The following is a 26,158-nucleotide window of genomic DNA, read 5'->3' on the forward strand; positions in this document are numbered from 1 at the left end:
GGCCCTTTTCTGCATTATTTGTTCAGCCTGATAACCTGCTTCACGTCGATTTCGAATTCGTTCCAGTCTTTGTCGACTTTCCCCTGCAGTTCCACTTTATCCTGCGGCGTCACGGTCACGCCGTTCCAGCGCTTGTGGTCAATCTCGACCACTACCGTGCCGGTTTCATCGCGGAAGGTGTAGCGGTCATCGGACAGGCGCTCGGTGATGTTCCCGCGCAGCTTCACCCAGGCATCGTCCTTCAGATCTTTCACTTTTGCCGCCGTCGTCAGGTTAGCGTTGTTATCGACAAAACCGCCCTGCTGGGTTTGCGTCTGGGTTGCGGTTGCAGACGGGCCGTTAAAACCACCCTGTGCAGCAAAGACCGGCGCGGTGGTCATCATCATGATGGCCGCAATAGCAGCGAATTTTTTCATATTAATCTCTCCCTTTAATGTCGTTTCGCAGTCCATTAAACAGGGTAAACCTTAACAACTTCTTAAGGGGAAAATTTATTTATTTTTACTGTACAGCAGGCAGATGCAGAGGGTTTACTGACGGCATCAAGGAGGGAATATGCGCATTTTACTGGTTGAAGACGACAAGTTAATCGGCGATGGCATCAAAGCGGGCTTAAGCAAAATGGGGTTTAGCGTGGACTGGTTTACCGACGGGAAAACCGGCCAGACTGCACTGTACAGCGCCCCCTATGATGCCGTGGTGCTCGACCTGACGCTGCCGGAAATCGACGGGCTGGAGATCCTGCGCGCCTGGCGCGAAAGCGGACGCAGTGAGCCGGTACTGATCCTGACCGCGCGGGATGCGCTTAACCAGCGCGTCGAAGGGCTGCGTCTGGGCGCAGATGATTACCTGTGCAAGCCGTTCGCGCTGCTTGAAGTGGCTGCCCGCCTTGAAGCGCTGGTGCGCCGCAGCCACGGCCAGACGCGCAGCGAACTACGTCACGGCAACGTCACGCTCGATCCGACAAGTCTTGTCGCCATGCGGGATGGCGAAACGCTGGCGCTCAAACCGAAAGAGTTCGCCCTGCTGGAACTGCTGATGCGCAATGCAGGCCGCGTATTGCCGCGTAAACATATCGAAGAAAAACTTTATAACTGGGATGACGATGTCTCCAGTAACGCCGTGGAGGTTCACGTTCATCACCTGCGCCGCAAGCTCGGCAGCGGGTTTATCCGCACCGTCCACGGCATCGGCTATACCCTGGGTGACGCATGAAACTGACCCAACGCCTGAGCCTGAAGCTGCGTCTGACGCTTCTTTTCCTGTTGCTGTCGCTGGCGGCCTGGTTTGCCGCAAGCGTGGTGGCCTGGCAACAGACCACCCATAAGCTCGATAAACTGTTCGATACCCAACAAATGCTGTTCGCCAAACGGCTGCTGACGATGGAACTTAACGAGCTTCGCGCGCCAGAACGCATGCGCGAGGTGCCGAAAAAAGCCAGACACGGGCATCTGGACGACGACGCGCTGGCCTTCGCCATCTTCACGACTGACGGCAAAATGGTGCTTAACGACGGCGAGAACGGGCGCGATATTCCGTACCACTATCGTCGGGATGGGTTCGATGACGGACGGCTTCAGGACGATAACGACGAATGGCGCTTTTTATGGCTGACGTCGCCAGACGGTAAATACCGCGTGGTGGTCGGCCAGGAGTGGGAGTATCGGCAGGAGATGGCGCTGGACGTGGTCAGTTCCCAGCTGACGCCGTGGCTGGTGGCGCTGCCCGTGATGCTGCTGTTGCTTATCGTCCTGTTAAGCCGCGAACTGAAGCCGTTGAAAAAGCTGGCGCAGACGCTGCGTTCACGCTCACCTGACGCCACCGATTCACTGCCGACGCAAGGCGTGCCCACAGAGGTTCGTCCACTGCTCGACGCGCTGAATCATCTGTTTGCTCGCACCCAGGAGATGATGACTCGCGAGCGCCGCTTCACCTCCGATGCCGCCCACGAATTGCGCAGCCCGTTAGCCGCGCTGAAGGTGCAAACCGACGTGGCGCAGCTCTATCTGGACGATCCTGAGGCACAATCTAAAGCCCTGTCGCAGCTTCATGCGGGTATCGACCGCGCCTCACGTCTGGTGGATCAGCTCCTCACGCTGTCGCGCCTGGATTCGCTGGACAACCTGGACGATGTCGAACCGGTGACGATGGCTGATTTACTGCAGTCTGCGGTGATGGATATTTATCATCCGGCACAACAGGCAGGTATCGACGTTCGGCTCAACGTCAACGCACCGCAGGCCACGCGCAACGGGCAGCCACTGCTGCTGAGCCTGCTGGTGCGCAACCTGCTGGATAATGCCGTGCGTTACAGCCCGCGCGGCAGCGTGGTGGACGTTACGCTGGACGCGCGCAGCTTTACCGTGCGCGACAATGGCACCGGTATTTCACCGGACGCGCTGGCCCGGATCGGTGAGCGCTTTTATCGCCCGCCAGGGCAGGATGAAACGGGCAGCGGGCTGGGATTGTCGATTGTGAAGCGCATTGCTGCGCTTCACGGTATGCGTGTGTCGCTGGCGAATGCCGCAGACGGTGGATTTGAGGTTAACGTCAACTGGTGAGGGATTATTGCTGCTCAGGCAAAAGACTTTGCACATTTTGCTCATTTTACCGTTACGCCCTCGCGCGTAGAATACCCGGCATACTCTCTTCTCCGAGGACAAATAATGAGCAACATTCTGATTATCAACGGCGCGAAAGAATTTGCGCACTCTAAAGGCCAGCTGAATGACACCCTGACCGAGGTCGCGGACGGTTTCCTGCGCGACGCCGGACATGATGTTAAGGTCGTGCGCGCGGACAGCGATTATGACGTAAAAGCCGAAGTGCAGAATTTCCTGTGGGCGGACGTGGTGATCTGGCAGATGCCGGGCTGGTGGATGGGCGCGCCGTGGACGGTAAAAAAATACATGGATGACGTGTTCACCGAAGGTCACGGCTCACTGTATGCCAGCGATGGCCGTACCCGTTCAGACGCGTCCAAAAAATACGGTTCCGGCGGCCTGATTCAGGGCAAAAAATATATGCTGTCCCTGACCTGGAATGCCCCGATGGAAGCCTTCACCGAGAAAGATCAGTTCTTCGAAGGCGTGGGCGTCGACGGCGCGTATCTGCCGTTCCACAAGGCGAATCAGTTCCTGGGCATGGAGCCGCTGCCGACCTTTATCGTCAACGACGTGATTAAAATGCCGGATGTCCCGCGCTATATCGCAGAATATCGCAAGCATCTCGCAGAAATTTTTGCTTAACTGGTAGCCTGGAATTAGAAGGAGTTAACCATGCTTACCGTTATTGCTGAAATCCGTACTCGTCCAGGCCAACATCATCGCCAGGCGGTGCTGGATCAGTTCGCGAAGATTATCCCGACCGTACTGAAAGAAGAAGGCTGCCATGGCTATGCGCCGATGGTGGATGCTGCCACAGACGCGAGCTTCCAGGCGACCGCGCCAGACTCCATCATCATGGTTGAGCAGTGGGAAACCGTAGCGCATCTTGAGGCGCATCTGCAAACCGCACACATGAAAGCCTGGAGCGACGCGGTGAAGGGTGACGTTCTCGAAACCCATATCCGTATTCTGGAGCAGGGAGTTTAAGTTTCCCCTCACCCCGCCCTCTCCCACTGGGAGAGGGAGAACCCATCCAGACCCGGTAAGCGTTAGCGCCGCCGGGCTTTTTTTATCACCTTAAAACCCAACTGCTATGCTTATTCTGACTTCATGATTAACAGGAGGATGGAATGGGTCTTTTTAACTTTGTAAAAGAAGCAGGCGAAAAGCTGTGGGATAACCTGACCGACCACAAAGGTCAGGGCGACAAAATCACCGAGCACCTCAAAAAACTCAATATTCCCGGCTCAGATAAAGTTCAGGTTAACGTTACCGACGGCAAAGCCAGCGTGACGGGCGACGGGCTGACTCAGGAGCAGAAAGAGAAAATCCAGGTCGCCGTCGGGAACATCGCGGGCGTCAGCGAGGTTGAGAACAACATCACCGCGACCGACGCCAAAGATGAAGCCACTTACTATACGGTGAAATCAGGCGATACCCTGAGCGCCATCTCCAAAACCGTGTACGGCGATGCCAACCAGTACAACAAGATTTTTGAGGCTAACCGCCCGATGCTCTCCAGCCCGGACAAAATTTATCCCGGCCAGACGCTGCGTATTCCTAAGGCGTAACCCGGCAGTCGGGGGTCGCCCCCCGACTGTTTTTACCAGTACAGTTTCCAGCTCTGCGTAAAACGCACCAGTGCCTCAACGTAGAAGTAATCGCCCCAGCTCGCACACTCATCCACGCCTTTATTGCTCGCCAGATGATACACCGAGTGCTTAAGCAGCCCGTTGCCCTTTTCGTCTTTGCCCATCAGATAGTGCTTTGTCAGCGAGGACATAATCCCTTTCGCCCATTCGAGGTAACGTTCGCGATCCGGATCTGTGACCGGCAGATGTTTCACCAGCTCCAGCAGCCCACACACCGCAATCGCCGCCGAGGAAGAATCACGCAACGCATCGGTGCCCACCAGCGCCAGATCCCAGTGGCAGACGTTGTCTTCCGGCAGACGGTTGAGGAAGTAGTTCGCCAGCCGTTTTGACAGGGCAATCATTGTCTCATCGCCGGTATAGATATAGCTCAGCAGGAAGCCGTAAATCCCCCACGCCTGCCCGCGCGACCAGCAGGAGTCATCGGCATAACCTTGCTGCGTGTTGCCGTAGCGCGGCGCACCGGTTTCCACATCCATATAGTAGGTGTGGAACGTCGAGGCATCTTCACGAATGAGATACGTCGCCGCCTGCATCACGTGCGCTTTTGCGGCGTCAGCAAAGCGCGGATCGCCCGTTTGTTCGGTCGCCCAGTAGAGCAGCGGCAGGTTCATGTTGCAGTCGATGATCATGCGTCCGGCCTGCTCCGGATCGGCCAGATCCCCCCACGCCTGAATGATCTTCGCCTTCTCATGGAAGCGTTCCAGTAAGGCTTCCGCCGCCAGCAACGAGAAGCCACGCGCCTCCCGGTTACCCGTCAGCCGCCAGGCCGCCACGCAGGAGAGTGTGTAGAGGAAGCCCAGATCGTGAGTGTTGGTGTCGTTGCGCCCGGCGATGCGCAGGCCAAACGAACGCACATGTTTTTCCGCCATCGCGCGGAATTTCTCCTCGCCGCTCATCTCCCACGCCAGCCACAACTGACCGGTCCAGAAGCTGGTGGTCCACTCCACGTTGTCAGTCAGCGGATAAAACCCCTCTTTGCAGGTTTCCGCCGGGAATTGCTCACCGAATTCCGTTAAATGACGGCTAATCAGGTCGAGGACATGGCTGCGCGCCGAGCTAAGTTCATCGCTAAATGCACGTGGATCAACAGGCTCAGAAATCGCGGGCAGGCGTTCCTCTTTGATACGACTTAACATATTTCGGTTCCTTCTTTGACGGCGTAATTATCGGGTTGGATTGTGTTCTGCAATATTCATCGTTTGTGCGCCGCGCCATTTACTCTGGCAGGCGGATAACGTAAAGACAGAAATAAGGGTAAAGGTCAGCGCGGTAGCGCCCATGATGATATATGTCTGCTCAAAGCCGATGCGGTCATAGAGATATCCGGCCGGGGAAGAGACCACCACATTGCCGACATACAGCATCGCCTGATAGCCCAGCAAATACATCGTGGCGTTTACGCGTTTATCGAAATGCTCGGCGATATATTTAAAGACAGAGACCAGCAGCAGACAAATTTCCAGGCCGTACAGCGGTTTAAGAATCGAGATTAATAGATGCGAATCGCACAGACCGGAAATAATCAGACGCGCACCCACCACCAGCCCGACAATTAACAGCCCGCGCTTGGCACCAATAAAGTTTACAAACAGCGGGATCACCATATACATGACGAACTCCATCCCCGACTGGACGGTTCCCAGATAACCAAACACCGCATTGCCCTGGTGGATATCATCGAAGAAGGTGACGAAATAACGCGAGAACTGCTGTTCAGCAATAAACATCATCCACGCCACACCCGCCACATACAGGCAGAACGCCCAGAATTTACGGTTCCGCAGCAGGGCATACACATCTGACGGGGCGATTTTCTCTTTGGTTAACACCTCACCTGCATGAGCGGAGTTAGTGTTCACTTTCAGGCTCAGCAGGACAATCAGCATCACCACTGAGGCCACGCTGCCCATAATGAAGTTATATGCCGGAGAGAGATTAAACAGCAGCCCGGAGAAGGACGACGCCACCGCCCAGCCGAGCGATCCCCACATACGGATTTGACCAAACTCCATGCCGTTTAAGCGACTGAAACGATCGGAATAGGATTCGCATGCCGCCACGCCCGCATACCAGGCAAAACTTAAATAGAGCGCACCGATAATAATCCCGAGCATGGTGTTGGACATCAGCAGAGGCTGGTAAACGTAAATAAAGAACGGTGCCATCAGAGCAGACATCGCCACTACAAAATAGAGCAGATATTTGCTCATGCCGATTTTATCGAGAATATAGCCGTAAATCGGTTTAAGAATAACGGAGAAGACGCCGTTAACCGCGAATACCGTGCCAATCACCGAACCGCTGAGATTCGCTTTCTGGCCGAGCCAGATGGCCAGCAAGCCAATACTGGCTGACCAGGTAAAGAAGTAGAGAAAAATAAAACTGCTGATTTTGTAATATTCGGTTTTGTTCGTTGTAGATGTGTTTTTCATACCATCCTCGCCGACGTGTAGGGGCCAGAGTTTTTATAAGGTGAACGACAGCTGGCGTTCGCTTCCGGGTTCGCGAATAACGACCTGATTATGGGTAATATTCAGCTGCGGCGTGACCGCAAAATATTTTTGTTTTTCACTGGCCGTAACGGCACAGCACAGCCAGCTCTCTCCTTGCGGAATGTCAGTTTTGAGCAGCGGAATGGCGGCACACTCCGGGAACATCACGCTGCTGTTGGGTGGCGTGACCATGCTGTCCGGTTCGCGCGTAATTACCGGCGAGAGATCGACAATCGCGCTGCTGCCATTTTCTGCGGCCAGGTAACAGCCACGATCGCGGATCTGGTGTTCGGTTTTCATCACCGCAAAGCCGCCTTCCGCCGTTTGCAGGGTTCGCCCACTGTTAATGCGGTGCAGGCGCAGATGCCACTCCCCAAACGGCACTTGCCAGGTTTCGATATGCACGTCATGCCACGGCGACCAGCGAGAGAAAATGTAATTTTCCTCGACTCGCACCGCTTCACACTCGCGGCGTCCGCGGAAATAGTTGTCCCCGTCCGCCAGCAGCAGCATGGAGTCGCAGGCGGCATGTTTCAGGCCAAAGCGTCCGCGCTCAATGGTGAAACCAAAGCGGCTGGAGTAGGCAAATTTGGTGTATTTCGCTTCGGTGTTGACGTAGTTGTTCAGCTCAAGCTGTCCGGCAGTGAGCATTGTGACGTGCTGTGAGCCATTTGAATGCATCAGGATCTGCTGCGCATGCGGGATCACATGTTTTTCTGCAAGCGCGGGTAACGGTTGTTCTTCCGCCTGCCAGAACGGGTGTTCTTCCGGCAGTGCCAGGATCAGAAAGGTTTTCAGCGCCCAGTATGGCGATCCGGGGGAGTTGTAATCTTCGCACATGGCCAGGTTCGGATACGCAAACCCGAGGGTCAGAATACCGTCGCGATCGGTAATGGGTTGCTGTTGCCACCAGCGCAGATGACGCAGCACAATGCCCTTCACAACGCCTGGTGTGAATACCTCCAGCCCGGAAAAGGCCACCGCGCTCCAGAAGGCGACCATCGCAAAGCGGTAGGTCAGGCTACGGCCAAACGGCACCGATGCACCATCGGCAGCGGACCAGTAGATAAAGTCTTCAGCAAACAGACGAGAACGCTCGCGTAAGACCATCGCCCTCTCTTCATCACCGCTTAGCGTGGCGTAAATCAGGCCATAGAAGTGAAACGCCATTGAGATGTAATAGTCTTTCGGGCGGCCCGCACCGTCGGAATACCAGCCGTCGCCCAGGTAATAGGCATCCATCATTGCAAAACGGCGGTCAACCGCGGCCTGGTCATACGGCAGCCCGGCGCGTTTGAAACCAAGCTGCACCATAATGGCAAAATAGTTCCAGTTACTGTCCGGCATCTGCGCATCGGTGATCTGGTTGAGCCACGCGTGCAGATTCATCACTTCACGCTCAGTGAAGCGTTCGGTGAGTTTATCTCCCAACAGAGAAAGCCCCAGACCGTAAGCAGCCATCTCCACCAGGCGCTGATCGTATGGCCCGGTATCGCCCCAGTAGCCTGCGTTTTGCGGATCGGTTCCTTGCTTAATCGCCGTGATGTATTTCTCGCTGAACGGCGTGGACTCGCCGGATGCCATCAGCGGAAACAGCCCCCACAACGCGCGGGAAAGCCCTTCCATCTGCGCAATATCCGTCGCGTAATGCGCGCAGGTATCACCCAGCGAGAAACGCGAACTTTCTGCCGGAAACTGTTTATCCAGCGCGCCCAGCATCGCGTTTAATGACGCCACCACATCCTGGCGTGAAGACAACGGATTTGATTTTTCTTTGTTTGCCGCCCACATAGGTTCACCCTCGTAATCAACTGCGGCAAAGCATAGTGAATCCGCAAGGTGCAGAAATGTTAGCCATGTCACAGGTGTGAACGATGAATAAACCCACAGTTGAGAAAATTTAAAAAGGTGGTTTATAAATACATTCCAGTGGGGAAAAATTGAGTTTTATTGCACTATGCGCGATACGCCGACGTCCGATCATCTGGAGCTGATCACGCTGAACGATACCGTGGTGTCGTTCAGTCGCCTCTTTGCGAACACCGTTCGCTATCATCACTGGCACCAGTGTCTGGAAATTCTTTATGTAGAAGAAGGGTTTGGCGTGGCGATTGTCGATAACCGTCACTACACCATGCGTCCCGGACGCCTATTTTTCTTCCCGCCTTTTACCCTGCATAAGGTGATGGTCGACGAGCAGGCAGAGTCCCTTTATCGGCGCACGATTATTCATCTTGACCAGCACGCCGTGCTGAAAGCCCTTCGCGATTTCCCACATACTCAGCAGCGACTGCAAGTGCTTTCACGCCGGGGCGGAGAGGCATGGGTGGCGGATCTGGCGCACTGTCATAGCCATATTGACCATCTGTTTAGCTGCTATCAGACGCCCATGAACAGCGAGGGCATTGCGGGGCTGCTGATCAGCCTGTTTGCCATGCTGCCTGATGACAACGACGGAGCGCCGGGCAACAGCCAGGGGATCGCCAGTCAGGTGATGTTCTGGCTGGATGAGCATTATCAGGAGAAATTTCGGCTGGATACGCTGGCAGAAGAACTGGGTAAATCGCGAAGCTATGTGTCACGAAAATTCCATGCGGAAACGGGCGAGAAAATTCATGATTATCTGAATACGCTACGGCTGCGTAAGGCGTGTGAATGCCTGCTTCACTCGGATGCGAGCGTGCGTGAGATCGCCACGCGGGTCGGGTTTTCTGACGTCACGTGGTTTATCAGCGCGTTTAAAAAGGGGATTGGGGAGACGCCGCTGCAGTACCGGAAAAATCATTCTGGCCACTGAGCGGCTGTTTTGAATCCCCTCTCCTGCTCAGGAGAGGGTCAGGGCATCAGGCTTCAATATCCGCCATATCGCCTTTCTCCTGCAGCCAGTTACGTCGGTCTTCCGAACGTTTCTTGGCAAGCAGCATATCCATTACGGCATTGGTTTGCTGTTCGTCTTCGTCGCTGATCGTCAGTTGCACCAGACGGCGGGTATTCGGGTCCAGCGTGGTTTCACGCAGTTGCATCGGGTTCATCTCGCCCAGCCCTTTAAAGCGCTGCACGTTCGGTTTGCCCTTCTTACGCTTCAACTGCTCCAGCACGCCCGCTTTCTCTTCTTCCGTCAGCGCATAATAAACCTCTTTGCCGAGGTCGATACGGTACAGCGGCGGCAGCGCCACGTGGACGTGACCGTTTTTCACAAGCGTTCTGAAGTGCTTCACGAACAGCGCGCACAGCAGCGTGGCAATGTGCAGACCATCGGAGTCCGCATCCGCGAGGATACAGATTTTGCCGTAGCGCAGCTGGCTCAGATCGTCGCTGTCCGGATCGATACCGATCGCCACCGAAATATCATGCACTTCCTGCGAGGCCAGCACTTCATCAGAAGAGACTTCCCAGGTGTTCAGGATCTTCCCCTTGAGCGGCATGATCGCCTGATATTCACGATCGCGTGCCTGCTTGGCCGATCCGCCTGCCGAGTCCCCTTCCACGAGGAAAAGTTCGGTACGGTTGAGATCCTGTGCGGTGCAGTCAGCCAGCTTGCCCGGCAGCGCAGGGCCGCTGGTCAGCTTTTTACGCACCACTTTCTTCGCCGCGCGCAGACGACGCTGGGCGCTGGAGATAGCCATTTCAGCCAGCATCTCTGCCGCCTGAACGTTCTGGTTCAGCCACAGGGTGAATGCATCTTTCACCACACCGGAGACGAACGCCGCACACTGGCGTGAAGAGAGACGCTCTTTAGTCTGGCCAGCAAACTGCGGGTCCTGCATCTTCACGGAGAGCACGTAGGCGCAGCGATCCCAGATATCCTCTGCCGACAGCTTCACGCCGCGCGGCAGAATGTTGCGGTATTCGCAGAACTCGCGCATCGCGTCCAGCAACCCCTGACGCAGGCCGTTAACGTGCGTCCCGCCGAGCATGGTCGGGATCAGGTTGACGTAGCTTTCTGTGAGCAGCTCACCGCCTTCCGGCAGCCACAGCAACGCCCAGTCCACCGCTTCGGTATCACCGGTAAAATTACCGACAAACGGTTTTTCCGGCAGCGTCGGCAGGCCGTTGACCGCTTCGCACAGATAGTCGTTCAGACCATCTTCGTAGCGCCAGGTCTGCTCGGTGTTGTTGACGTTGTCTTTAAAGGTAATTTCCACGCCGGGGCACAGCACTGCTTTCGCTTTCAGCAGATGCGTCAGGCGGGAAACGGAAAAACGCGGGCTGTCGAAGAAACTTTCGTCAGGCCAGAAGTGAACGCTGGTGCCGGTGTTGCGTTTGCCGCATGTCCCGACGACCTGCAAATCCTGGACTTTTTCGCCATTTTCAAACGCAATATTGTAGATCTGGCCGTCGCGACGGACATTCACTTCCACGCGTTTAGACAAGGCGTTAACAACGGAGATCCCCACGCCGTGCAAACCACCTGAGAACTGGTAGTTTTTGTTGGAGAACTTACCGCCCGCATGCAGACGGCAGAGGATCAGCTCAACGGCTGGCACACCCTCTTCCGGGTGGATGTCTACCGGCATGCCGCGCCCGTCGTCGATGACTTCCAGCGACTGATCGGCATGCAGGATAACGTCGACGCGTTTGGCATGGCCTGCCAGCGCTTCGTCCACACTGTTATCAATCACTTCCTGGCCCAGGTGGTTTGGGCGCGTCGTATCAGTGTACATCCCCGGACGGCGGCGAACCGGCTCAAGCCCGGTGAGTACCTCAATGGCATCAGCGTTATAGGTTTGCGTCATGATTTAAGCTAGCAATTCGCATTGATTGTCAGAGGCTGTGCAGTCCAAGAAAATCGACAATCTGGGTGAAATGATCTTCAAAGCCCGTGAAAGCATGGTTTCCGCCCTCTTCTATAGTCTGGCGGCAGGATGCGTAATACGCCACTGCCTGGCGGTAATCCAGCACTTCATCACCCGTCTGTTGCAGCAGCCAGATGAGATCGGGCGCTTCAAGCGGGTCTACCTGCATAACTTTGAGATCGTAAATATGGCGTGACTCTAGCACATATTGCTGCCCGGTGTAGGGGTTCTCGTTTTCACCAAGAAAGTCCCGCAACAGCTCAAAGGGCCGTACCGCCGGATTAACAACGACAGCGGGCAGCATAAAGCATTGTGACAGCCAGGTCGCGTAGTAACCCCCAAGCGACGACCCGACAATGCCAAAGGACTCCCCGCCGTGTTCAAGCACCACAGATTCCAGCATTTCCGCCGCATCCGCCGGGTAAGGCGGCAGTTGCGGAACAATCATCTCAATGTGTGGATGATGCTCGCTCAGCCACTGGCGAAATTGTGTCGCTTTCGCAGAACGTGGCGAACTGTTGAACCCGTGCAGATAGAGGAGCGTAGACATCAATAGCCTTCTGAAGCGGTATCAGGACGGAATTTTGTCCCTGATAAACGGCTGACTTCGGTTGTCAGCGAGCCATCCGCATGCAATTCCAGCCATCTCCAGCCCGGCGCGATGGTATCCAGGGTAAAGTTGGCGCAGTGCGGCTTAAACTGAACGCAGGTGGACGGTGTCGCCAGCAGTCGGCGGCCATTCCAGTCGAGATCCTGTTCCTGGTGAATGTGTCCGCACAGCAGATTTTTCACCCGCGGGAATTTCACCAGCACGCTGTCCAGCGCCGCAGAGTTGCGCAAGCTGTGCTGGTCAAGCCAGCTACAACCCGCAGGCAGCGGGTGATGATGAAGCAACAGCAGCGTATTACGCTCCGGTTCGGCGGCCAGCTTTTTCTCCAGCCATTCAAGCTGAAAATCGCTCAGCTCACCGTGCGGGACGCCAAACACCTGGCTGTCGAGCAGCAGGATTTGCCAATGGTCACCTGTAAATACACACTTTGCCGGCGATATCCCTGCCTCCTGAAGCGAGCTGTACATCGCAGGCTGGAAATCGTGATTGCCCGGTAGCCAGACGCAAGGCACGCTGAAGCTCGCGATCCCTTCAGCGAAATGCTGATAGGCTGCGGAGGATTGATCCTGCGCCAGATCGCCCGTTGCGACGATCAAATCGCATGCGCGGTTTTCGGCATGGATCGCGCTAAGTACGGCCTGATAACTCTCCCAGGTGTTTACGCCCAGCAGAGTCTCATGCTTTTCGGCAAAAAGGTGGGTATCGGTGATTTGTAATATCCTGACTGGCGTCCCACCAGCAACAGTCAGGTTCAACAGGCTTTCCAAATGGTGTCCTTAGGTAGGTTTATGACGCTAACAAACCGGAATCGCCATTGCTCCATGTGCTAAACAATATCTTAGCCAGTCAGCTAAAAACTGGTTAATTTGATGCTTTTCGTCGCGTTGATGCAACTTTTTATTCGGATAATCATACCGCGCTTTGAAGCGAAAGATCTGCTGGCTTGAACACACTTCAGCGACCATCGCATCGTGGTAGAGGCGCACCGTCATCGACGGCAGGCTCCAGTAGCTAATACTGGGAGCCGTTTGCTCAATTTCCACCAGCGTAGTGTAGCGCGTTGATTCTGTTATCGTTAACCGATACTGCGCGTTGCTCACCTGATAGCTTACCGTTTCGCCGGGTGCGTCATTTCGTGGCAACAGGCGGCGCAACTGCGCGAAATTGGTTTCGCACAGGCGCATCATTTCTGGGAAGTCAGGTGTATAACGCTTCATTTTTTCCACTCGTGTCGTAATGTCTGATGATGCAGTTGCAGCCATTGCAGGGCGATGACAGACGCTGCGTTGTCGATTGTCCCCTCTTCTACCCACTGGTAAGCCTGTTCCCGGCTCACCACATGAACCCGAATATCTTCGTTTTCATCGACCAGACCGTGAATACCTTCCGCGGTCGTGGCATCCACTTCGCCCACCATAATGGACAAACGCTCGCTCGTGCCGCCAGGGCTTGCCAGATAGCTCAGCACCGGTTTCGTGCGGCCAACCACCAGACCTGCTTCTTCCAGCGCCTCGCGGCGGGCGACGTCTTCAACCGATTCACCCTCTTCGATCATCCCGGCCACCATCTCCAGCAACCACGGGCTTTCACTGGTGTCGTAAGCGGCAATGCGGATCTGTTCAACCAGCACCACTTCATCACGCACTGGGTCAAAGGGTAGCAAGACTGCCGCATGCCCGCGCTCAAAAATTTCGCGTTTAATTTCGCCGCTCATCTCACCGTTAAACAGGCGATGCCTGAAACGGTAAAGATCCATTGAAAAAAAACCGCTATATAGCGTTTCTCGTGCAATAATTTCTACATCGTTTTTGGCGAATGTCACGGGCAACTTTTCTGGTTTTTGCATGAGTCGAGTCCTGGTAGCAATGGTGATGAAATTGTGAATTTCAAGGCTGTTTGGCTGCCGTTTGTAAGGCTATATGGTAGATTGGTGCAAATTACCGCCAGATGGCACGTAACGCCAACCTTTTGGTGTGGATGATTCTGTTAGAATCGGCAATTATTTTTAATTAGATCAGCGCTAATACTGCTTCACAACAAGGAATGCAAATGAAGAAATTGCTCCCCATCCTTATCGGCCTGAGCCTGACGGGCTTCAGTGCAATGAGCCAGGCAGAGAACCTGCTACAGGTCTACCAGCAGGCACGTCTGGGCAACCCTGATTTACGTAAATCAGCGGCCGATCGTGATGCTGCGTTTGAAAAGATTAACGAAGCACGTAGTCCGCTGCTGCCGCAGTTGGGCCTAGGTGCAGATTATACCTACAGTAACGGTTTCCGCGATAACAACGGCATTAACTCCAATGCCACCAGTGCGTCGCTGCAGTTAACCCAGACGCTGTTTGATATGTCCAAATGGCGTGCCCTGACCCTGCAGGAAAAAAGCGCAGGTATCCAGGATGTGACGTATCAGACCGATCAGCAAACGCTGATCCTGAACACCGCCACCGCGTATTTCAACGTGCTGAGCGCCATTGACGCGCTCTCCTACACCGAAGCGCAGAAACAGGCCATTTACCGTCAGTTGGATCAAACCACTCAACGCTTCAACGTGGGTCTGGTCGCGATCACCGACGTGCAGAACGCCCGTTCACAGTACGACACCGTGCTGGCTAACGAAGTGACCGCGCGTAACAACCTTGATAATGCGCTGGAATCACTGCGTCAGGTCACCGGTAACTACTACCCTGAGCTGGCCTCTCTGAACGTGGACAGCTTCAAAACGGACAAACCGCAAGCCGTCAATGCGCTGCTTAAAGAAGCGGAAAACCGCAACCTGACCTTGCTTCAGGCGCGTCTGAGCCAGGATCTGGCGCGCGAGCAGATTCGTCAGGCGCAGGATGGTCATTTGCCAACGCTGAGCCTGAGCGCCTCGACCGGGGTATCTGATACCACCTATAACGGTTCTAAAACCAACACGGCGCAATATGACGACAGCAACGCGGGCCAGAATAAAGTCGGCCTGAGCTTCTCCCTGCCGCTGTACCAGGGCGGAATGGTAAACTCCCAGGTGAAACAGGCGCAGTACAACTTTGTTGGCGCAAGCGAGCAACTGGAAAGCGCCCATCGCAACGTGGTGCAGACGGTTCGTTCTTCCTTCAACAACGTGAACGCTTCGATCAGCAGCATTAACGCCTACAAACAGGCCGTTGTCTCGGCCCAAAGTTCACTGGATGCGATGGAAGCGGGCTACTCCGTTGGTACGCGTACCATTGTTGACGTTCTGGATGCAACAACCACGCTGTACAACGCCAAACAGCAACTTTCCAGCGCACGTTACCAGTACCTGATTAACCAGCTGAACATTAAACAAGCACTGGGTACGCTGAACGAGCAGGATCTGCAGATGCTGAACAGCACGCTGGGCAAACCGGTTTCAACGTCGCCAGAAAGCGTCGCGCCGGAGAACCCTGATCAGGTTGCCGCCGTTGATAACTTTAACGGTAACGGTAGCGCGCCAGCCGCACAGCCAGCGGCAGCGCGTAGCACAACGCCTGCCAGCAACGGTAGCAATCCGTTCCGTAACTAAGCCTTGCCCGATGGCGCTTCGCTTATTGGGCCTACTTAATCGTAGGCCGGGTAAGCGCAGCGCCACCTGGCGCAAAATCACATCCGAACGTAAGCCAACGTAAAGATCCCCCTGATTCCGCCCCTCTTCGCTTCATTTTCAACCACTCATCCTCTATCCTGAGCGTTATTACCACTGGGTCCTGGAAGACAAAGATGAAACGGACAAAAACGATTAACCACGCTTCGTTCCGCAAGAGCTGGAACGCGCGTCATCTCACCCCTGTTGCGCTGGCGATCACCGCCGTCTTTATGCTGGCGGGTTGTGAGAAAAGCGACGAAACGGTTTCGCTGTATCAGAACGCGGACGACTGCTCGACCGCTACCGGCAAAACAGCAGAATGTACCACGGCTTATAACAACGCCCTGAAAGAAGCGGAACGAACCGCGCCGAAGTACGCCTCACGCGAAGACTGTGTGGCTGAATTTGGTGAAGGTCAGTGCCAGCAGGCACCGGCGCAGGCGGGAATGGCACCGGAAAACCAGGCACAGGCGCAGTCCAGCGGCAGCTTCTGGATGCCGTTAATGGCCGGTTACATGATGGGCCGACTGATGAGCGGCGGTGCAGGCTACCAGCAGCAGCCGCTGTTTAGCTCTAAAAATCCTAACAGCCCGGCTTACGGTAAATACACCGATGCCAGCGGCAAGAACTACGGTGCAGCAACGCCTGGCCGTACTATGACCGTACCGAAAACGGCGATGGCACCAAAACCGGCGACCACCAGCACCATTACCCGTGGTGGTTTCGGGGAGTCTGTGGTGAAACAAACCACCATGCAGCGTAGCGCGACCGGCACCTCAACTCGCTCAATGGGCGGCTGATCATGGAACGAGTGAGTATTGTTGAGCGCCCGGACTGGCGCGAAAAAGCCACTGAGTACGGTTTTAACTTTCACACCATGTATGGCGAGCCGTACTGGTGTGAAGACGCCTACTACACGCTCACGCTCGCCCAGGTCGAGAAACTGGAAGAGGTGACCGCTGAGCTGCACCAGATGTGCCTGAAGGTGGTGGAAAAGGTTATCGATAGCGATGAGCTGATGGCCAAATTCCGTATCCCGAAGCATACCTGGAGCTTTGTTCGTCAGTCATGGAAAACCAGCCAGCCGTCGCTTTACTCTCGCCTTGACCTGGCCTGGGACGGTGTGGGTGAACCTAAGCTGCTGGAAAACAACGCCGATACCCCGACCTCGCTGTATGAAGCCGCGTTCTTCCAGTGGATCTGGCTGGAAGATCAGGTCAATGCAGGGAACCTGCCGGAAGGGAGCGATCAGTTCAACAGCCTGCAGGAGAAGCTGATTGAACGTTTCGCAGAACTGCGTGAACAGCATGGTTTCAACCTGCTCCATCTCGCCTGCTGTCGCGACACGGTAGAGGATCGCGGGACGGTTCAGTATCTGCAGGATTGTGCGGCTGAAGCGGAAGTCGCGACCGAATTCCTTTATATCGAGGACATCGGTCTGGGCGAGAAAGGTCAGTTCACCGATCTGCAGGATCAGGTGATCAGTAACCTGTTCAAGCTCTATCCGTGGGAATATATGCTGCGCGAGATGTTCTCCACCAAGCTGGAAGACGCTGGCGTGCGCTGGCTGGAACCGGCGTGGAAAAGCATTATTTCCAATAAAGCCCTGCTGCCGATGCTGTGGGAGATGTTCCCGGACCATCCTAACCTGCTGCCAGCATACTTTGCCGAAGACGACTTCCCGCCAATGGAAAAATACGTCGTTAAGCCGATCTTCTCCCGCGAAGGGGCGAACGTGTCGATTATCGAAAACGGCAAAACGCTGGAAGCGGTTGAAGGGCCATACGGTGAGGAAGGGATGATCGTCCAGGAATTCTATCAACTGCCGAAATTTGGCGACAGCTATACGCTGATTGGTAGCTGGCTCATCAACGATCAGCCCGCCGGGATTGGCATCCGTGAAGATCGCGCGCTGATCACGCAGGATCTGTCACGGTTCTATCCGCATATTTTTGTGGAGTAAGTCCTGCCGGGTGGCGGTTTCGCCTGACCCGGCCTACGGTTTTGTAGGACCGGTAAGCATCGCGCCACCGGGCATGTTTTTACCCCACCTGCACCGACAGCATACTCAAACTGCCCATCTCAATACCGTCTACCGGGACGGTAATCGGCTCCTCACCATCCCATGCGCCCAATATATACAACAGCGGCAGGAAGTGTTCCGGCGTCGGGTTAGAGAGCGAGCCACCTTCGTGATCCAGATAGTTCACCAGCGGGTGCTGCTCCGCCGGGCCTTTCCAGGTGAGGTTTTCTTTGACAAAGCCGTTGAAGGAGGTCGCCCACGGGTAGGGTGTATTTTCGCCGTGCCAGCGCGCTGTGCGCAGGTTATGCACCACGTTACCACTCGCCACCAGCATGATGCCTTCATCACGCAGCGTCGCCAGCTTGCGGCCAATCTCCAGATGCCAGGCTGCCGGTTTGGTACTGTCGATGCTCAGTTGCACCATCGGGATATCGGCATCAGGATACATTTTAATAAGCACGCCCCATGAACCGTGGTCAAAACCCCAGGCCTCTTTATCCAGCGCGACAGGAACAGGTGCCAGTAAATCGACAAGTTGCTGTGCCAGCTCAGGCGATCCGGGTGCCGGGTAATGTGTGTCATACAGCGCCTGCGGGAAGCCGCCAAAATCATGGATAGTTTTCGGCGCTTCCATCGCGGTGACGCCTGTACCACGGGTAAACCAGTGTGCAGACACCACCACAATGGCTTTCGGACGCGGCAACGTCTCACCCAGATGACGCCATGCGCGGGTATAGACGTTATCTTCCAGCACGTTCATTGGGCTGCCGTGGCCTAAAAACAGTGCTGGCATACGGGGAGAAGTCATGATGATATCCTTACAGAAGATGTCAATTTGATGGTGTCAGATTACGCGCAATGTGGGAAAGATGAACGCAGATAACCATGACGATCATCATCAGGAAATTTGAATATCAGGAACAGATACAGGAGAGGTGAATGTCAGTACCCTTGATTTTGACCCTACTTGCGGGTGCCGCTACCTTCATAGGCGCGATACTCGGCGTACTCGGCCAAAAGCCGTCTAACCGCGTGCTGGCTTTTTCTCTGGGTTTTGCCGCCGGGATCATGCTGCTCATCTCCCTGATGGAGATGCTGCCCGCAGCGCTTCACACCGAGGGAATGTCTCCGGTTCTGGGCTACGGCATGTTTGTATTAGGCCTGCTGGGTTACTTTGCCCTCGACCGCATGCTGCCGCACGCGCACCCTCAGGACTTGATGCAAAAAAGCGTTACCCCCATTCCGGGTAATATCAAACGAACGGCCATTCTGCTGACGCTCGGTATCAGCCTGCATAACTTCCCGGAAGGCGTCGCCACGTATGTCACGGCCAGCAGCAACCTGGAGATGGGTTTTGGGGTGGCGCTGGCGGTGGCCTTACACAATATTCCTGAAGGACTGGCCGTTGCCGGACCGGTTTATGCTGCGACAGGTTCAAAACGCACCGCCGTTTTCTGGGCGGGAATTTCCGGTATGGCTGAAATTCTTGGCGGCGTGCTGGCGTGGTTGATACTCGGCAGCCTGGTTTCCCCTGTTGTGATGGCCGCTATTATGGCAGCCGTTGCAGGAATTATGGTTGCGCTGTCGGTTGATGAACTCATGCCCCTGGCGAAAGAGATAGACCCTAATAATAATCCGAGTTACGGCGTGCTGTGTGGGATGTCTGTAATGGGATTAAGCCTGGTTTTACTCCAGACATCCGGCATTGGTTGATGCCATCTGCGCTTTCGGAAAAACGAAAGCGCACATTTTTATGCGAACAGCATACTATTATTAAGATGAATAATTTCCACTATCATCCTCGCCTGCCTGATCTATAATAATCAAGTTTTTTATAAGATATTTTCATCCATTATAAGACGCGCATTAAAAGTCAGGCATTATCTCTACAATTTTCGAAAATCATCCACTTACAATTATTATTATTTATATTTTAACCCTAACTACAATTATTTTTAAGTCATATTAATCGCATTGCGTTACTGTCGACAGTTATACTTTTATGGCATTATTCTGAAAATAGCATTCAGGATGTGAATTAATTTGGAAAAGGATATTTTCATGCATAAAGGTAAAAAGGTATTGTTAGCTGCTGTAATGGCGACCATTTTCTCTGGTTCCGCTTTTGCTGACGACCAGGGCTCAGGTAAGATCACATTCAAAGGCGTTATTATCGACGCACCATGCAGTATTGCTCCAGACAGCGTGGATAAAGAAATTGATCTTGGCCAGGTTACGACAGACGTTATCAATGCCAATAAAAAATCCGCGCCAGTTCCAGTGGATATCAATCTGAAAAACTGCCAGCTTGACGATCCAGGCGATGAAACCGCCGATCCGGTAACGAAAGTCGATGTCACATTCACCAGCGCAGCAACAGACGCTACGGATACCAACCTGATGAGCAACACCTATGCAAGCGGTGCTCAGAATGTCGGCGTTCGTCTGCTGGATAATGCTGAAGCCAACATCACCCTCGGCAGCGCTACGGAAGTGGCATTACTGGAAGGTTCAGACACTCAAACGCTGCATTTTAAAGCACAGATGGAAGTGCTGAGCGGTAAAACGGCTACTGCAGGCCAGGTTGAATCGACTGCTAACTACGTGTTGGCGTATAAATAAGTATACCCACCTCGCTATCTACCGACTGGTATTTATGCCAGTCGGCATTTTTTATTTACATTGAGCAATATGATGATGAAATACAAATTAGAAAAGATAATCATCATTACTATTCTGCTATTATCAAAAGTCGCCTCTGGTACTGAATTCAATATTAATGCCATAGATAAAGATCAGCGTGACAGTGTAGATTTAACCCAATTCAAAGACCAAACGTCTATTGTGCCAGGACGTTATTTCGTCACCGTCTCAATTAATGACACTCCGCTGGCCAATGGCTGGCAACTCACCTGGAAACAGGTCGGCAACACTGTTCAGGTTTGTATTCCAACAGAGCTTGCCGATTCGTTTGGCTTGCAGGATAAAATACGTAATAGCTTGCCCGAAAAAGACGGTTGCGTTGATTTTACATCATTGCCTGATATCAAATTTACCTTTGAACAGGCAAGCCAGACCTTAAAAATTACTGTCCCCCAGGCCTGGTTACAGTACCGCTCGGTCGACTGGATGCCGCCCTCAACCTGGGACAACGGCGTCGCTGGCGTACTTCTGGATTACAACCTCTTTGCCAGCCATTACCAACCTACGAGTGGCGGCAGCTCTGATAATGCCAATACCTACGGTACTGCTGGTGCGAATATGGGCCCATGGCGGCTACGCAGTGATTACCAGTACAACCAGACGCATACCGAAAGCGGTTCAGACCACGACGGACGCTTCTCTCGTGTTTATATGTTCCGCCCGCTCCCTTCAATTGGAGCAAAGCTGACGCTCGGAGAGACGGATTTTCAGTCCGCTATTTTCGATGGATTTACCTATACCGGAGCCTCACTGATCAGCGATGAGCGCATGTTGCCATGGTCACTACGCGGCTACGCCCCACAAATATCGGGAATCGCCCAAACAAACGCTACGGTAACGGTGAGCCTTGCTGACCGCGTGATTTATCAAACGAAAGTTCCGCCGGGACCGTTTGTTATCCAGGATCTCAACCAGTCGGTGCAAGGGACGCTGGATGTCAAAGTTACAGAAGAGGATGGGCGGGTCAGTACGTTTCAGGTTTCCGCCGAATCCGTCCCTTTTTTGACACGTAAAGGGCAGGTTCGCTACAAAATCGCGACAGGTAAAGCGCGCAAAGACGCCTCGCATGATGTTGAGGATAATGCGTTTATGAGCGGCGAGTTTTCCTGGGGCATGCTGTCTCAAACGTCCTTGTATGGTGGAACCCTTGCCGATGGCGATCATTACCGCTCAATCGCCGCCGGGCTTGGACAAAATATGGCGTATCTGGGTGCGCTCTCGTTTGATGTCACTCAGGCCACAAGCCAGCTACCGGGTCAAAACGCTCAGACAGGTTATAGCTACCGCTTCAACTACAGCAAACGGTTCGACACCACAGGCAGCCAGCTTACGCTCGCCAGCTATCGCTACTCTGATCGGCGTTTCCTCAGCTACGCGCGCTTTCTGGATTATGACGACAACGACAACCAGACAGAAAAACAGACGCTGAGCGTCACGGCCAGTCAGTACATTTCAGCGCTCTCACTCAACCTTTATTTGAGCATGTTGCGACAAACCTGGTGGGATGATTCACCGTCAACGACGGGTAGCCTCACGGCGGGCTACAACTTCGATATCGGCCGCTGGAAGAACCTCGGTATTACGGTATCGTTGAGCAGAACGCATTATGAAGATGAAGACGAGGGCGATGACAATCAGTTCTACCTCTCTCTCAGCGTACCGCTCGACCCTGATCATCGCCTGAACTACGACCTTCGCAACAGCGACAGTCTGAGCCAGAACGTCTCCTGGTATGACACCTCTGATCGGGACAATACCTGGGGTGTCTCCGCAGGGACGGAGAACGAAAAAGCCGATGCTGGCGCGCAGTTCAGCGGCAACTATCAACATTACTCTTCGTTGGGCGATCTCAACGTGTCGGGTAGCTATAAAGCGAATGAATACAACTCGATGAGCGCGAGCTGGAATGGCTCCTTTACTGGCACGGCAAAAGGGCTTGCTCTCCATCGCCGCAGCTATGGTAATGAGCCACGCGTCATGGTGAGTACAGACGGCATTGGTCACATTCCGCTGAATGTCTCTCGGGATGAAACCAATGCGGCGGGTATTGGCGTACTTCCCTCGTTTTCCAGCTATACCCCGGCCAGCGTGCAGGTCAACATGAACAACCTGCCTGAGGGTGTTGACGTCGATAACCGGGTGATGACCTCAACATGGACAGAAGGCGCGATTGGTTACCGCCAAATTGCTACCCGAGCGGGTAGCGATATTGCTGGCATTTTGCGGACGACGTCCGGCACTCCTCCTCTCGGTGCCCTGGTTCGCCTGCAGGAAACCGGCCAGCAGATCGGCATGGTGGCCGACGACGGTCACGTCTGGCTGGGAGCGGTAGAGCCGGATCAACAATTCCTGGTAACCTGGGGAGACAACCAGCAGTGTCGCTTCTCGTTACCTTCACACCTTGAAAACAGTATGCAGCTGATGCTGCCATGTCAGTAAGAAATCATGATGAAATTAACCCCCTTGAAAACCCTGTGCCTGATGTTGCTCGGCACAGCCCTGAACGCCCACGCCGCCATTAACCTGGATCGCACGCGTATCGTTTTTCCGGAAAACGACAAGGCGAGCAGCCTGAAAGTCGACAACCAGAGCAAAGCCTTGCCATATCTGGCGCTCTCCTGGATTGAAGACGAAAACGGGCGTAAAGAGGACAACCATTTTATGGCCCTGCCACCGATCCAGCGTATTGAAGCGGGTGCTTCATCGCAGGTGAGGATTGTCAAACAAGCGGCAGCCAGCCAGTTACCGAAAGACAGGGAATCTCTGTTTTACTTTAACCTGCGCGAGGTTCCGCCCAGGAGCAGCAGTGCCGGCGATGAACACAGTGTGATGCAGGTGGCGATGCAAAGCCGCATCAAACTGTTCTGGCGTCCTAAAGCCATTACCAAAAAATCGGGCGAACAAGCCGAAATGCGCATGGAAATTACCGCCACACCAAAAGGTCTGACCGTACATAACCCAACGCCGTATTACATCACCATCGCCTGGCTCAGCAAAAACGCGAAAAACCTGCTGCCAGGCTTCGACAGCCTGATGATTGCCCCCTTTGCGACAGCATCAACATCCACAGGCGGCTACCACGGGGACTACTACAGCGTGGGTTACATTGATGATTACGGCGCACTTAAAAAAGTGTATGTAAAGTGCGCAGGAGCGGCAACGTGCCAGTTGAAGGAGCGGAAGGTAGAAAAAGATGCCAAAGCTCATTAATTATCTGTTTCTGTTGTTACTGGCGCTCTTGCCACTCAAAGAGGCGCTGGCACTTGACTGCTATCTTGGTGGTTCGGGAGGCCCCGTCGAAGAGACGAAAACAATCTCTCCTTTTGCCATTCCCAGTAATGCTCAGGTGGGTCAAAAAATTTGGGAATCAAATGACATAAAAATCCCGGTAACCTGCGACCACAACGTTACCAGCGACTTTGAAAAAGAGGATATCTATGCCTGGGTTAACCCCTATCCCGCGCCTTCAGATCCCTACTACGAGCTCGGCGTAACTTACGAAGGAATGGATTACGACGCTACAGGGCAACCTAACGGCGTGGATACGACTCAGTGCCTTGATAATAATAAAATTACGATTTATACCCCAGCACAAATTCAGCAGATGGGCTGGGAGAATCGTATCTGTTCTGGCAACGCGAACGACATTCATATATCACGCACGTTCATTGTGCGTATTCGTCTGTATGTCAAAATAAAGGCCATGCCCCCGCACGGTTACGTCAGCACGCTTGGGGACTATATCGTGGTGCAGTTTGATGGGAAAGGCGGCGTGAACCAGATGTCCGATGCGAAAAACCTCAAGTATCACATCAATGGTCTGAACAACATCACCGTGCTGGATTGCGGTGCCACCTTCAGCATCTATCCTGAAAATCAGGAGATCGACTTTGGTACGTTTAGCGCACGCGATATAGTCAACCAGGGCACACGAAAGCGTACTTTCTCGGTCAGAACGACCAAAATACAAGACGCCGAATGTTCCGATGGTTTTAAAATGGACTCATCGTTCTACACTAACGAAACGCTCAGCGATGATGACACCGCCCTGCTCATCGGCAACGGGTTAAAGCTGCGAATACTGGACGGTACCCAGCCTTACACCTACAACCAGTACAAAGAGTATGCCGATTTCACAGGCAGTACCTTGCAATACGAACAAACCTACACCGCCGAGCTGTCGCCCGTACCAGGAAAAGCCATTCAGTCCGGTCCGTTCGAAACCGTAGTGCTGTTTAAAATTAACTACCACTAGAGACAAAAAAGCCGGGTTTCCCCGGCTTTTTCACATCAGTCACTTCAACTGGCTTTGCGCTCATGCGCCTGGCGGTATTCAACCAGATCTTCAATGGTCACCACCGGCATGTTGTGCAGACGTGCAAAGGTGATGCACTCTGGCGCGCGCGCCATGGTGCCATCATCGTTGGTCAGTTCGCACAGTACGCCCGCAGGTTTGAAGCCTGCCAGCGTTACCAGGTCGATCGTCGCTTCGGTGTGGCCGCCACGGGTCAGCACGCCGCCCGCCTGCGCACGCAGTGGGAAGACGTGGCCAGGACGGTGCAGGTCTGAAGGCTTCGCACCATCAGCAATCGCGGCACGTACAGTGGTCAGGCGGTCAGCCGCAGACACACCGGTGGTCACACCATGCGCGGCTTCGATGGTCACGGTAAAACCCGTCCCAAAGGCGCTGGTGTTGTTCTCAACCATCATTGGCAGTTCGAGCTGCTTACGACGGTCTTCGGTAATACACAGGCATACGATGCCGCTGCCGTGACGGATGGTCAGCGCCATCTGCTCAACGGTCATGTTTTCGGCGGCGAAAATCATATCGCCTTCGTTTTCACGGTTTTCATCGTCAAGCACCATTACACCGCGGCCTTCGCGCAGTGCATCCAGTGCATGTTCAACACGTTGAGTTGAAGTGCCAAAAGAGGAAAGTAGCGTCTGATTCATGGTAAAAAAAACCTCATTAAAAATATGGTTACCAGAATCAGGGCAGTCTTAGGAGCGCCGTATAAGCGGCAAAAAAATAACGTGAGCGGGCCGATGCCCGACTGGATCGTTACTCTCTCCCATCCGGACTCTAACCGTCGGCCCCGGAATTACACCGGATCTGCTGACCTTTGAGTGTTAACTCAAAGCGCTCGCGGGCTTTCAGCGTTAAGCTGATTTACCGCCGGTGGGGAATTTCGCCCCGCCCTGAGAATAAGCGAGATAACTATAACGCTATTGATTACCCTGGGCAATGCATAAGCATCAAACAATTTTGTTTAACCCACAGCATGACGCGCTACAATGGACACTAATACCTTTTCATCAAGGGAAACGACAATGATTGACCCGAAAAAAATTGAACAAATCGCGCGTCAGGTTCATGAATCCATGCCGAAAGGCATTCGTGAGTTTGGCGATGACGTAGAAAAGAAAATCCGCCAGACGCTGCAGGCGCAGTTGGTTCGCCTTGATTTAGTGAGCCGTGAAGAGTTCGATGTACAGACGCAGGTTCTGCTGCGCACCCGCGAAAAGCTGGCCCTGCTGGAACAGCGTCTGACCGAGCTGGAAAACCGCAATGCGCCGGAACAAGTTAAACCGGCACCGGCCATTCCGCCGGTGGACGAGCAGGAGTAAGTGCGGCCTGATGCCCTCACCCCAGCCCTCTCCCACAGGGAGAGGGTGAAAAACGAA

General features: G+C 54.0%; 26 protein-coding genes and 1 riboswitch. Of the genes, 15 read left to right on the forward strand and 11 right to left on the reverse strand.

Going from position 1 to position 26,158, the window contains the following annotated elements; genetic code table 11:
* Positions 1–14: 14 nt before the first annotated feature.
* The gene (locus EoCCA6_RS08055; protein ID WP_152082243.1) at positions 15–416 is read right to left on the reverse strand and encodes a YgiW/YdeI family stress tolerance OB fold protein; all 402 of its coding nucleotides are present in this window, start codon (positions 414–416) and stop codon (positions 15–17) included.
* 139 nt (positions 417–555) lie between these two features.
* Between EoCCA6_RS08055 and qseB the strand changes: the two genes are divergently transcribed.
* The 5 genes from qseB to lysM all read left to right on the forward strand — a co-directional run bounded on the left by qseB (position 556) and on the right by lysM (position 4,177).
* Positions 556–1,215, forward strand: coding sequence for a quorum sensing response regulator transcription factor QseB (qseB, locus tag EoCCA6_RS08060; protein ID WP_152082244.1), 660 nt, complete (start codon positions 556–558; stop codon positions 1,213–1,215).
* Positions 1,212–2,561: a quorum sensing histidine kinase QseC gene (qseC, locus tag EoCCA6_RS08065; RefSeq protein ID WP_152082245.1), complete on the forward strand. Its 1,350-nt coding sequence runs from the start codon at positions 1,212–1,214 to the stop codon at positions 2,559–2,561. Before qseB ends, qseC begins: the two co-directional genes overlap by 4 nt.
* Positions 2,562–2,666: 105 nt before the next feature.
* A complete protein-coding gene (locus EoCCA6_RS08070) occupies positions 2,667–3,248 on the forward strand; it encodes an NAD(P)H-dependent oxidoreductase (RefSeq protein ID WP_152082246.1) in 582 nt (193 codons plus the stop codon).
* 30 nt (positions 3,249–3,278) lie between these two features.
* Positions 3,279–3,593 (forward strand): putative quinol monooxygenase, encoded by a 315-nt coding sequence (locus EoCCA6_RS08075; RefSeq protein WP_008502984.1) that lies wholly within the window; start codon positions 3,279–3,281, stop codon positions 3,591–3,593.
* 143 nt (positions 3,594–3,736) lie between these two features.
* A complete protein-coding gene (lysM, locus tag EoCCA6_RS08080; protein WP_014885249.1) occupies positions 3,737–4,177 on the forward strand; it encodes a peptidoglycan-binding protein LysM in 441 nt (146 codons plus the stop codon).
* A 32-nt stretch (positions 4,178–4,209) separates the two neighbouring features.
* Here lysM and EoCCA6_RS08085 read toward each other — a convergent pair whose 3' ends face one another.
* The 3 genes from EoCCA6_RS08085 to EoCCA6_RS08095 are packed head-to-tail and all read right to left on the reverse strand — an operon-like array spanning position 4,210 to position 8,544.
* Complete coding sequence (locus EoCCA6_RS08085) at positions 4,210–5,397, reverse strand: glycoside hydrolase family 88 protein (RefSeq protein WP_152082247.1); 1,188 nt, start codon at positions 5,395–5,397, stop codon at positions 4,210–4,212.
* A gap of 27 nt (positions 5,398–5,424) precedes the next feature.
* Entirely contained in the window at positions 5,425–6,693 is a 1,269-nt protein-coding gene (locus tag EoCCA6_RS08090; protein WP_152082248.1) for an oligosaccharide MFS transporter, read from the reverse strand.
* Between the two features lie 33 nt (positions 6,694–6,726).
* A complete protein-coding gene (locus tag EoCCA6_RS08095; RefSeq protein WP_152082249.1) occupies positions 6,727–8,544 on the reverse strand; it encodes a DUF2264 domain-containing protein in 1,818 nt (605 codons plus the stop codon).
* 166 nt (positions 8,545–8,710) lie between these two features.
* Here EoCCA6_RS08095 and EoCCA6_RS08100 point away from each other — a divergent pair, with 166 nt between their 5' ends.
* Positions 8,711–9,550, forward strand: coding sequence for an AraC family transcriptional regulator (locus EoCCA6_RS08100; RefSeq protein WP_152082250.1), 840 nt, complete (start codon positions 8,711–8,713; stop codon positions 9,548–9,550).
* A 46-nt stretch (positions 9,551–9,596) separates the two neighbouring features.
* On the opposite strand, the gene parE is transcribed toward EoCCA6_RS08100, so the two are convergent.
* Genes parE through nudF form a run of 5 tightly spaced genes read right to left on the reverse strand, consistent with a single transcriptional unit; the run spans position 9,597 to position 14,005 of the window.
* Positions 9,597–11,489, reverse strand: coding sequence for a DNA topoisomerase IV subunit B (gene parE, locus EoCCA6_RS08105; RefSeq protein ID WP_152082251.1), 1,893 nt, complete (start codon positions 11,487–11,489; stop codon positions 9,597–9,599).
* A 28-nt stretch (positions 11,490–11,517) separates the two neighbouring features.
* Positions 11,518–12,099, reverse strand: a complete 582-nt coding sequence (gene yqiA / locus EoCCA6_RS08110; RefSeq protein WP_152082252.1) for an esterase YqiA — start codon at positions 12,097–12,099, stop codon at positions 11,518–11,520.
* Positions 12,099–12,926 (reverse strand): 3',5'-cyclic-AMP phosphodiesterase, encoded by an 828-nt coding sequence (cpdA, locus tag EoCCA6_RS08115; protein WP_152082253.1) that lies wholly within the window; start codon positions 12,924–12,926, stop codon positions 12,099–12,101. The genes yqiA and cpdA overlap by 1 nt, the downstream gene beginning before the upstream one ends.
* A 27-nt stretch (positions 12,927–12,953) precedes the next feature.
* Entirely contained in the window at positions 12,954–13,376 is a 423-nt protein-coding gene (locus EoCCA6_RS08120; RefSeq protein ID WP_003862516.1) for a DUF1249 family protein, read from the reverse strand.
* Entirely contained in the window at positions 13,373–14,005 is a 633-nt protein-coding gene (gene nudF / locus EoCCA6_RS08125; protein ID WP_152082254.1) for an ADP-ribose diphosphatase, read from the reverse strand. The genes EoCCA6_RS08120 and nudF overlap by 4 nt, the downstream gene beginning before the upstream one ends.
* A gap of 203 nt (positions 14,006–14,208) precedes the next feature.
* On the opposite strand from nudF, the gene tolC reads away from it, so the two are divergent.
* From tolC to EoCCA6_RS08140, 3 genes are all read left to right on the forward strand, one after another.
* Positions 14,209–15,687: an outer membrane channel protein TolC gene (tolC, locus tag EoCCA6_RS08130; RefSeq protein ID WP_152082255.1), complete on the forward strand. Its 1,479-nt coding sequence runs from the start codon at positions 14,209–14,211 to the stop codon at positions 15,685–15,687.
* A gap of 194 nt (positions 15,688–15,881) precedes the next feature.
* The gene (locus tag EoCCA6_RS08135) at positions 15,882–16,547 is read left to right on the forward strand and encodes a DUF1190 family protein (RefSeq protein ID WP_152082256.1); all 666 of its coding nucleotides are present in this window, start codon (positions 15,882–15,884) and stop codon (positions 16,545–16,547) included.
* A 2-nt stretch (positions 16,548–16,549) separates the two neighbouring features.
* Positions 16,550–17,710: a glutathionylspermidine synthase family protein gene (locus EoCCA6_RS08140; RefSeq protein WP_152082257.1), complete on the forward strand. Its 1,161-nt coding sequence runs from the start codon at positions 16,550–16,552 to the stop codon at positions 17,708–17,710.
* Between the two features lie 79 nt (positions 17,711–17,789).
* Here EoCCA6_RS08140 and ygiD read toward each other — a convergent pair whose 3' ends face one another.
* Complete coding sequence (gene ygiD / locus EoCCA6_RS08145) at positions 17,790–18,578, reverse strand: 4,5-DOPA-extradiol-dioxygenase (protein WP_152082258.1); 789 nt, start codon at positions 18,576–18,578, stop codon at positions 17,790–17,792.
* Between the two features lie 131 nt (positions 18,579–18,709).
* On the opposite strand from ygiD, the gene zupT reads away from it, so the two are divergent.
* The 5 genes from zupT (at position 18,710) to EoCCA6_RS08170 (ending at position 24,728) form a co-directional block, all read left to right on the forward strand.
* A complete protein-coding gene (zupT, locus tag EoCCA6_RS08150; protein WP_152082259.1) occupies positions 18,710–19,483 on the forward strand; it encodes a zinc transporter ZupT in 774 nt (257 codons plus the stop codon).
* 348 nt (positions 19,484–19,831) lie between these two features.
* Positions 19,832–20,392 (forward strand): fimbrial protein, encoded by a 561-nt coding sequence (locus EoCCA6_RS08155; protein WP_152082260.1) that lies wholly within the window; start codon positions 19,832–19,834, stop codon positions 20,390–20,392.
* A 75-nt stretch (positions 20,393–20,467) separates the two neighbouring features.
* The gene (locus EoCCA6_RS08160) at positions 20,468–22,912 is read left to right on the forward strand and encodes a fimbria/pilus outer membrane usher protein (RefSeq protein ID WP_152082261.1); all 2,445 of its coding nucleotides are present in this window, start codon (positions 20,468–20,470) and stop codon (positions 22,910–22,912) included.
* Positions 22,913–22,921: 9 nt separating this feature from the next.
* The gene (locus EoCCA6_RS08165; RefSeq protein WP_152084420.1) at positions 22,922–23,683 is read left to right on the forward strand and encodes a fimbrial biogenesis chaperone; all 762 of its coding nucleotides are present in this window, start codon (positions 22,922–22,924) and stop codon (positions 23,681–23,683) included.
* Positions 23,667–24,728, forward strand: a complete 1,062-nt coding sequence (locus EoCCA6_RS08170) for a type 1 fimbrial protein (protein WP_152082262.1) — start codon at positions 23,667–23,669, stop codon at positions 24,726–24,728. Before EoCCA6_RS08165 ends, EoCCA6_RS08170 begins: the two co-directional genes overlap by 17 nt.
* Positions 24,729–24,772: 44 nt before the next feature.
* On the opposite strand, the gene ribB is transcribed toward EoCCA6_RS08170, so the two are convergent.
* A complete protein-coding gene (ribB, locus tag EoCCA6_RS08175; protein WP_010435670.1) occupies positions 24,773–25,426 on the reverse strand; it encodes a 3,4-dihydroxy-2-butanone-4-phosphate synthase in 654 nt (217 codons plus the stop codon).
* A gap of 107 nt (positions 25,427–25,533) precedes the next feature.
* Positions 25,534–25,684: riboswitch (FMN riboswitch) on the reverse strand.
* A 120-nt stretch (positions 25,685–25,804) separates the two neighbouring features.
* Between ribB and ubiK the strand changes: the two genes are divergently transcribed.
* A complete protein-coding gene (ubiK, locus tag EoCCA6_RS08180) occupies positions 25,805–26,101 on the forward strand; it encodes a ubiquinone biosynthesis accessory factor UbiK (RefSeq protein WP_152082263.1) in 297 nt (98 codons plus the stop codon).
* Positions 26,102–26,158: the final 57 nt, after the last annotated feature.

This window comes from Enterobacter oligotrophicus (assembly GCF_009176645.1).
Lineage (GTDB): Bacteria > Pseudomonadota > Gammaproteobacteria > Enterobacterales > Enterobacteriaceae > Enterobacter > Enterobacter oligotrophicus.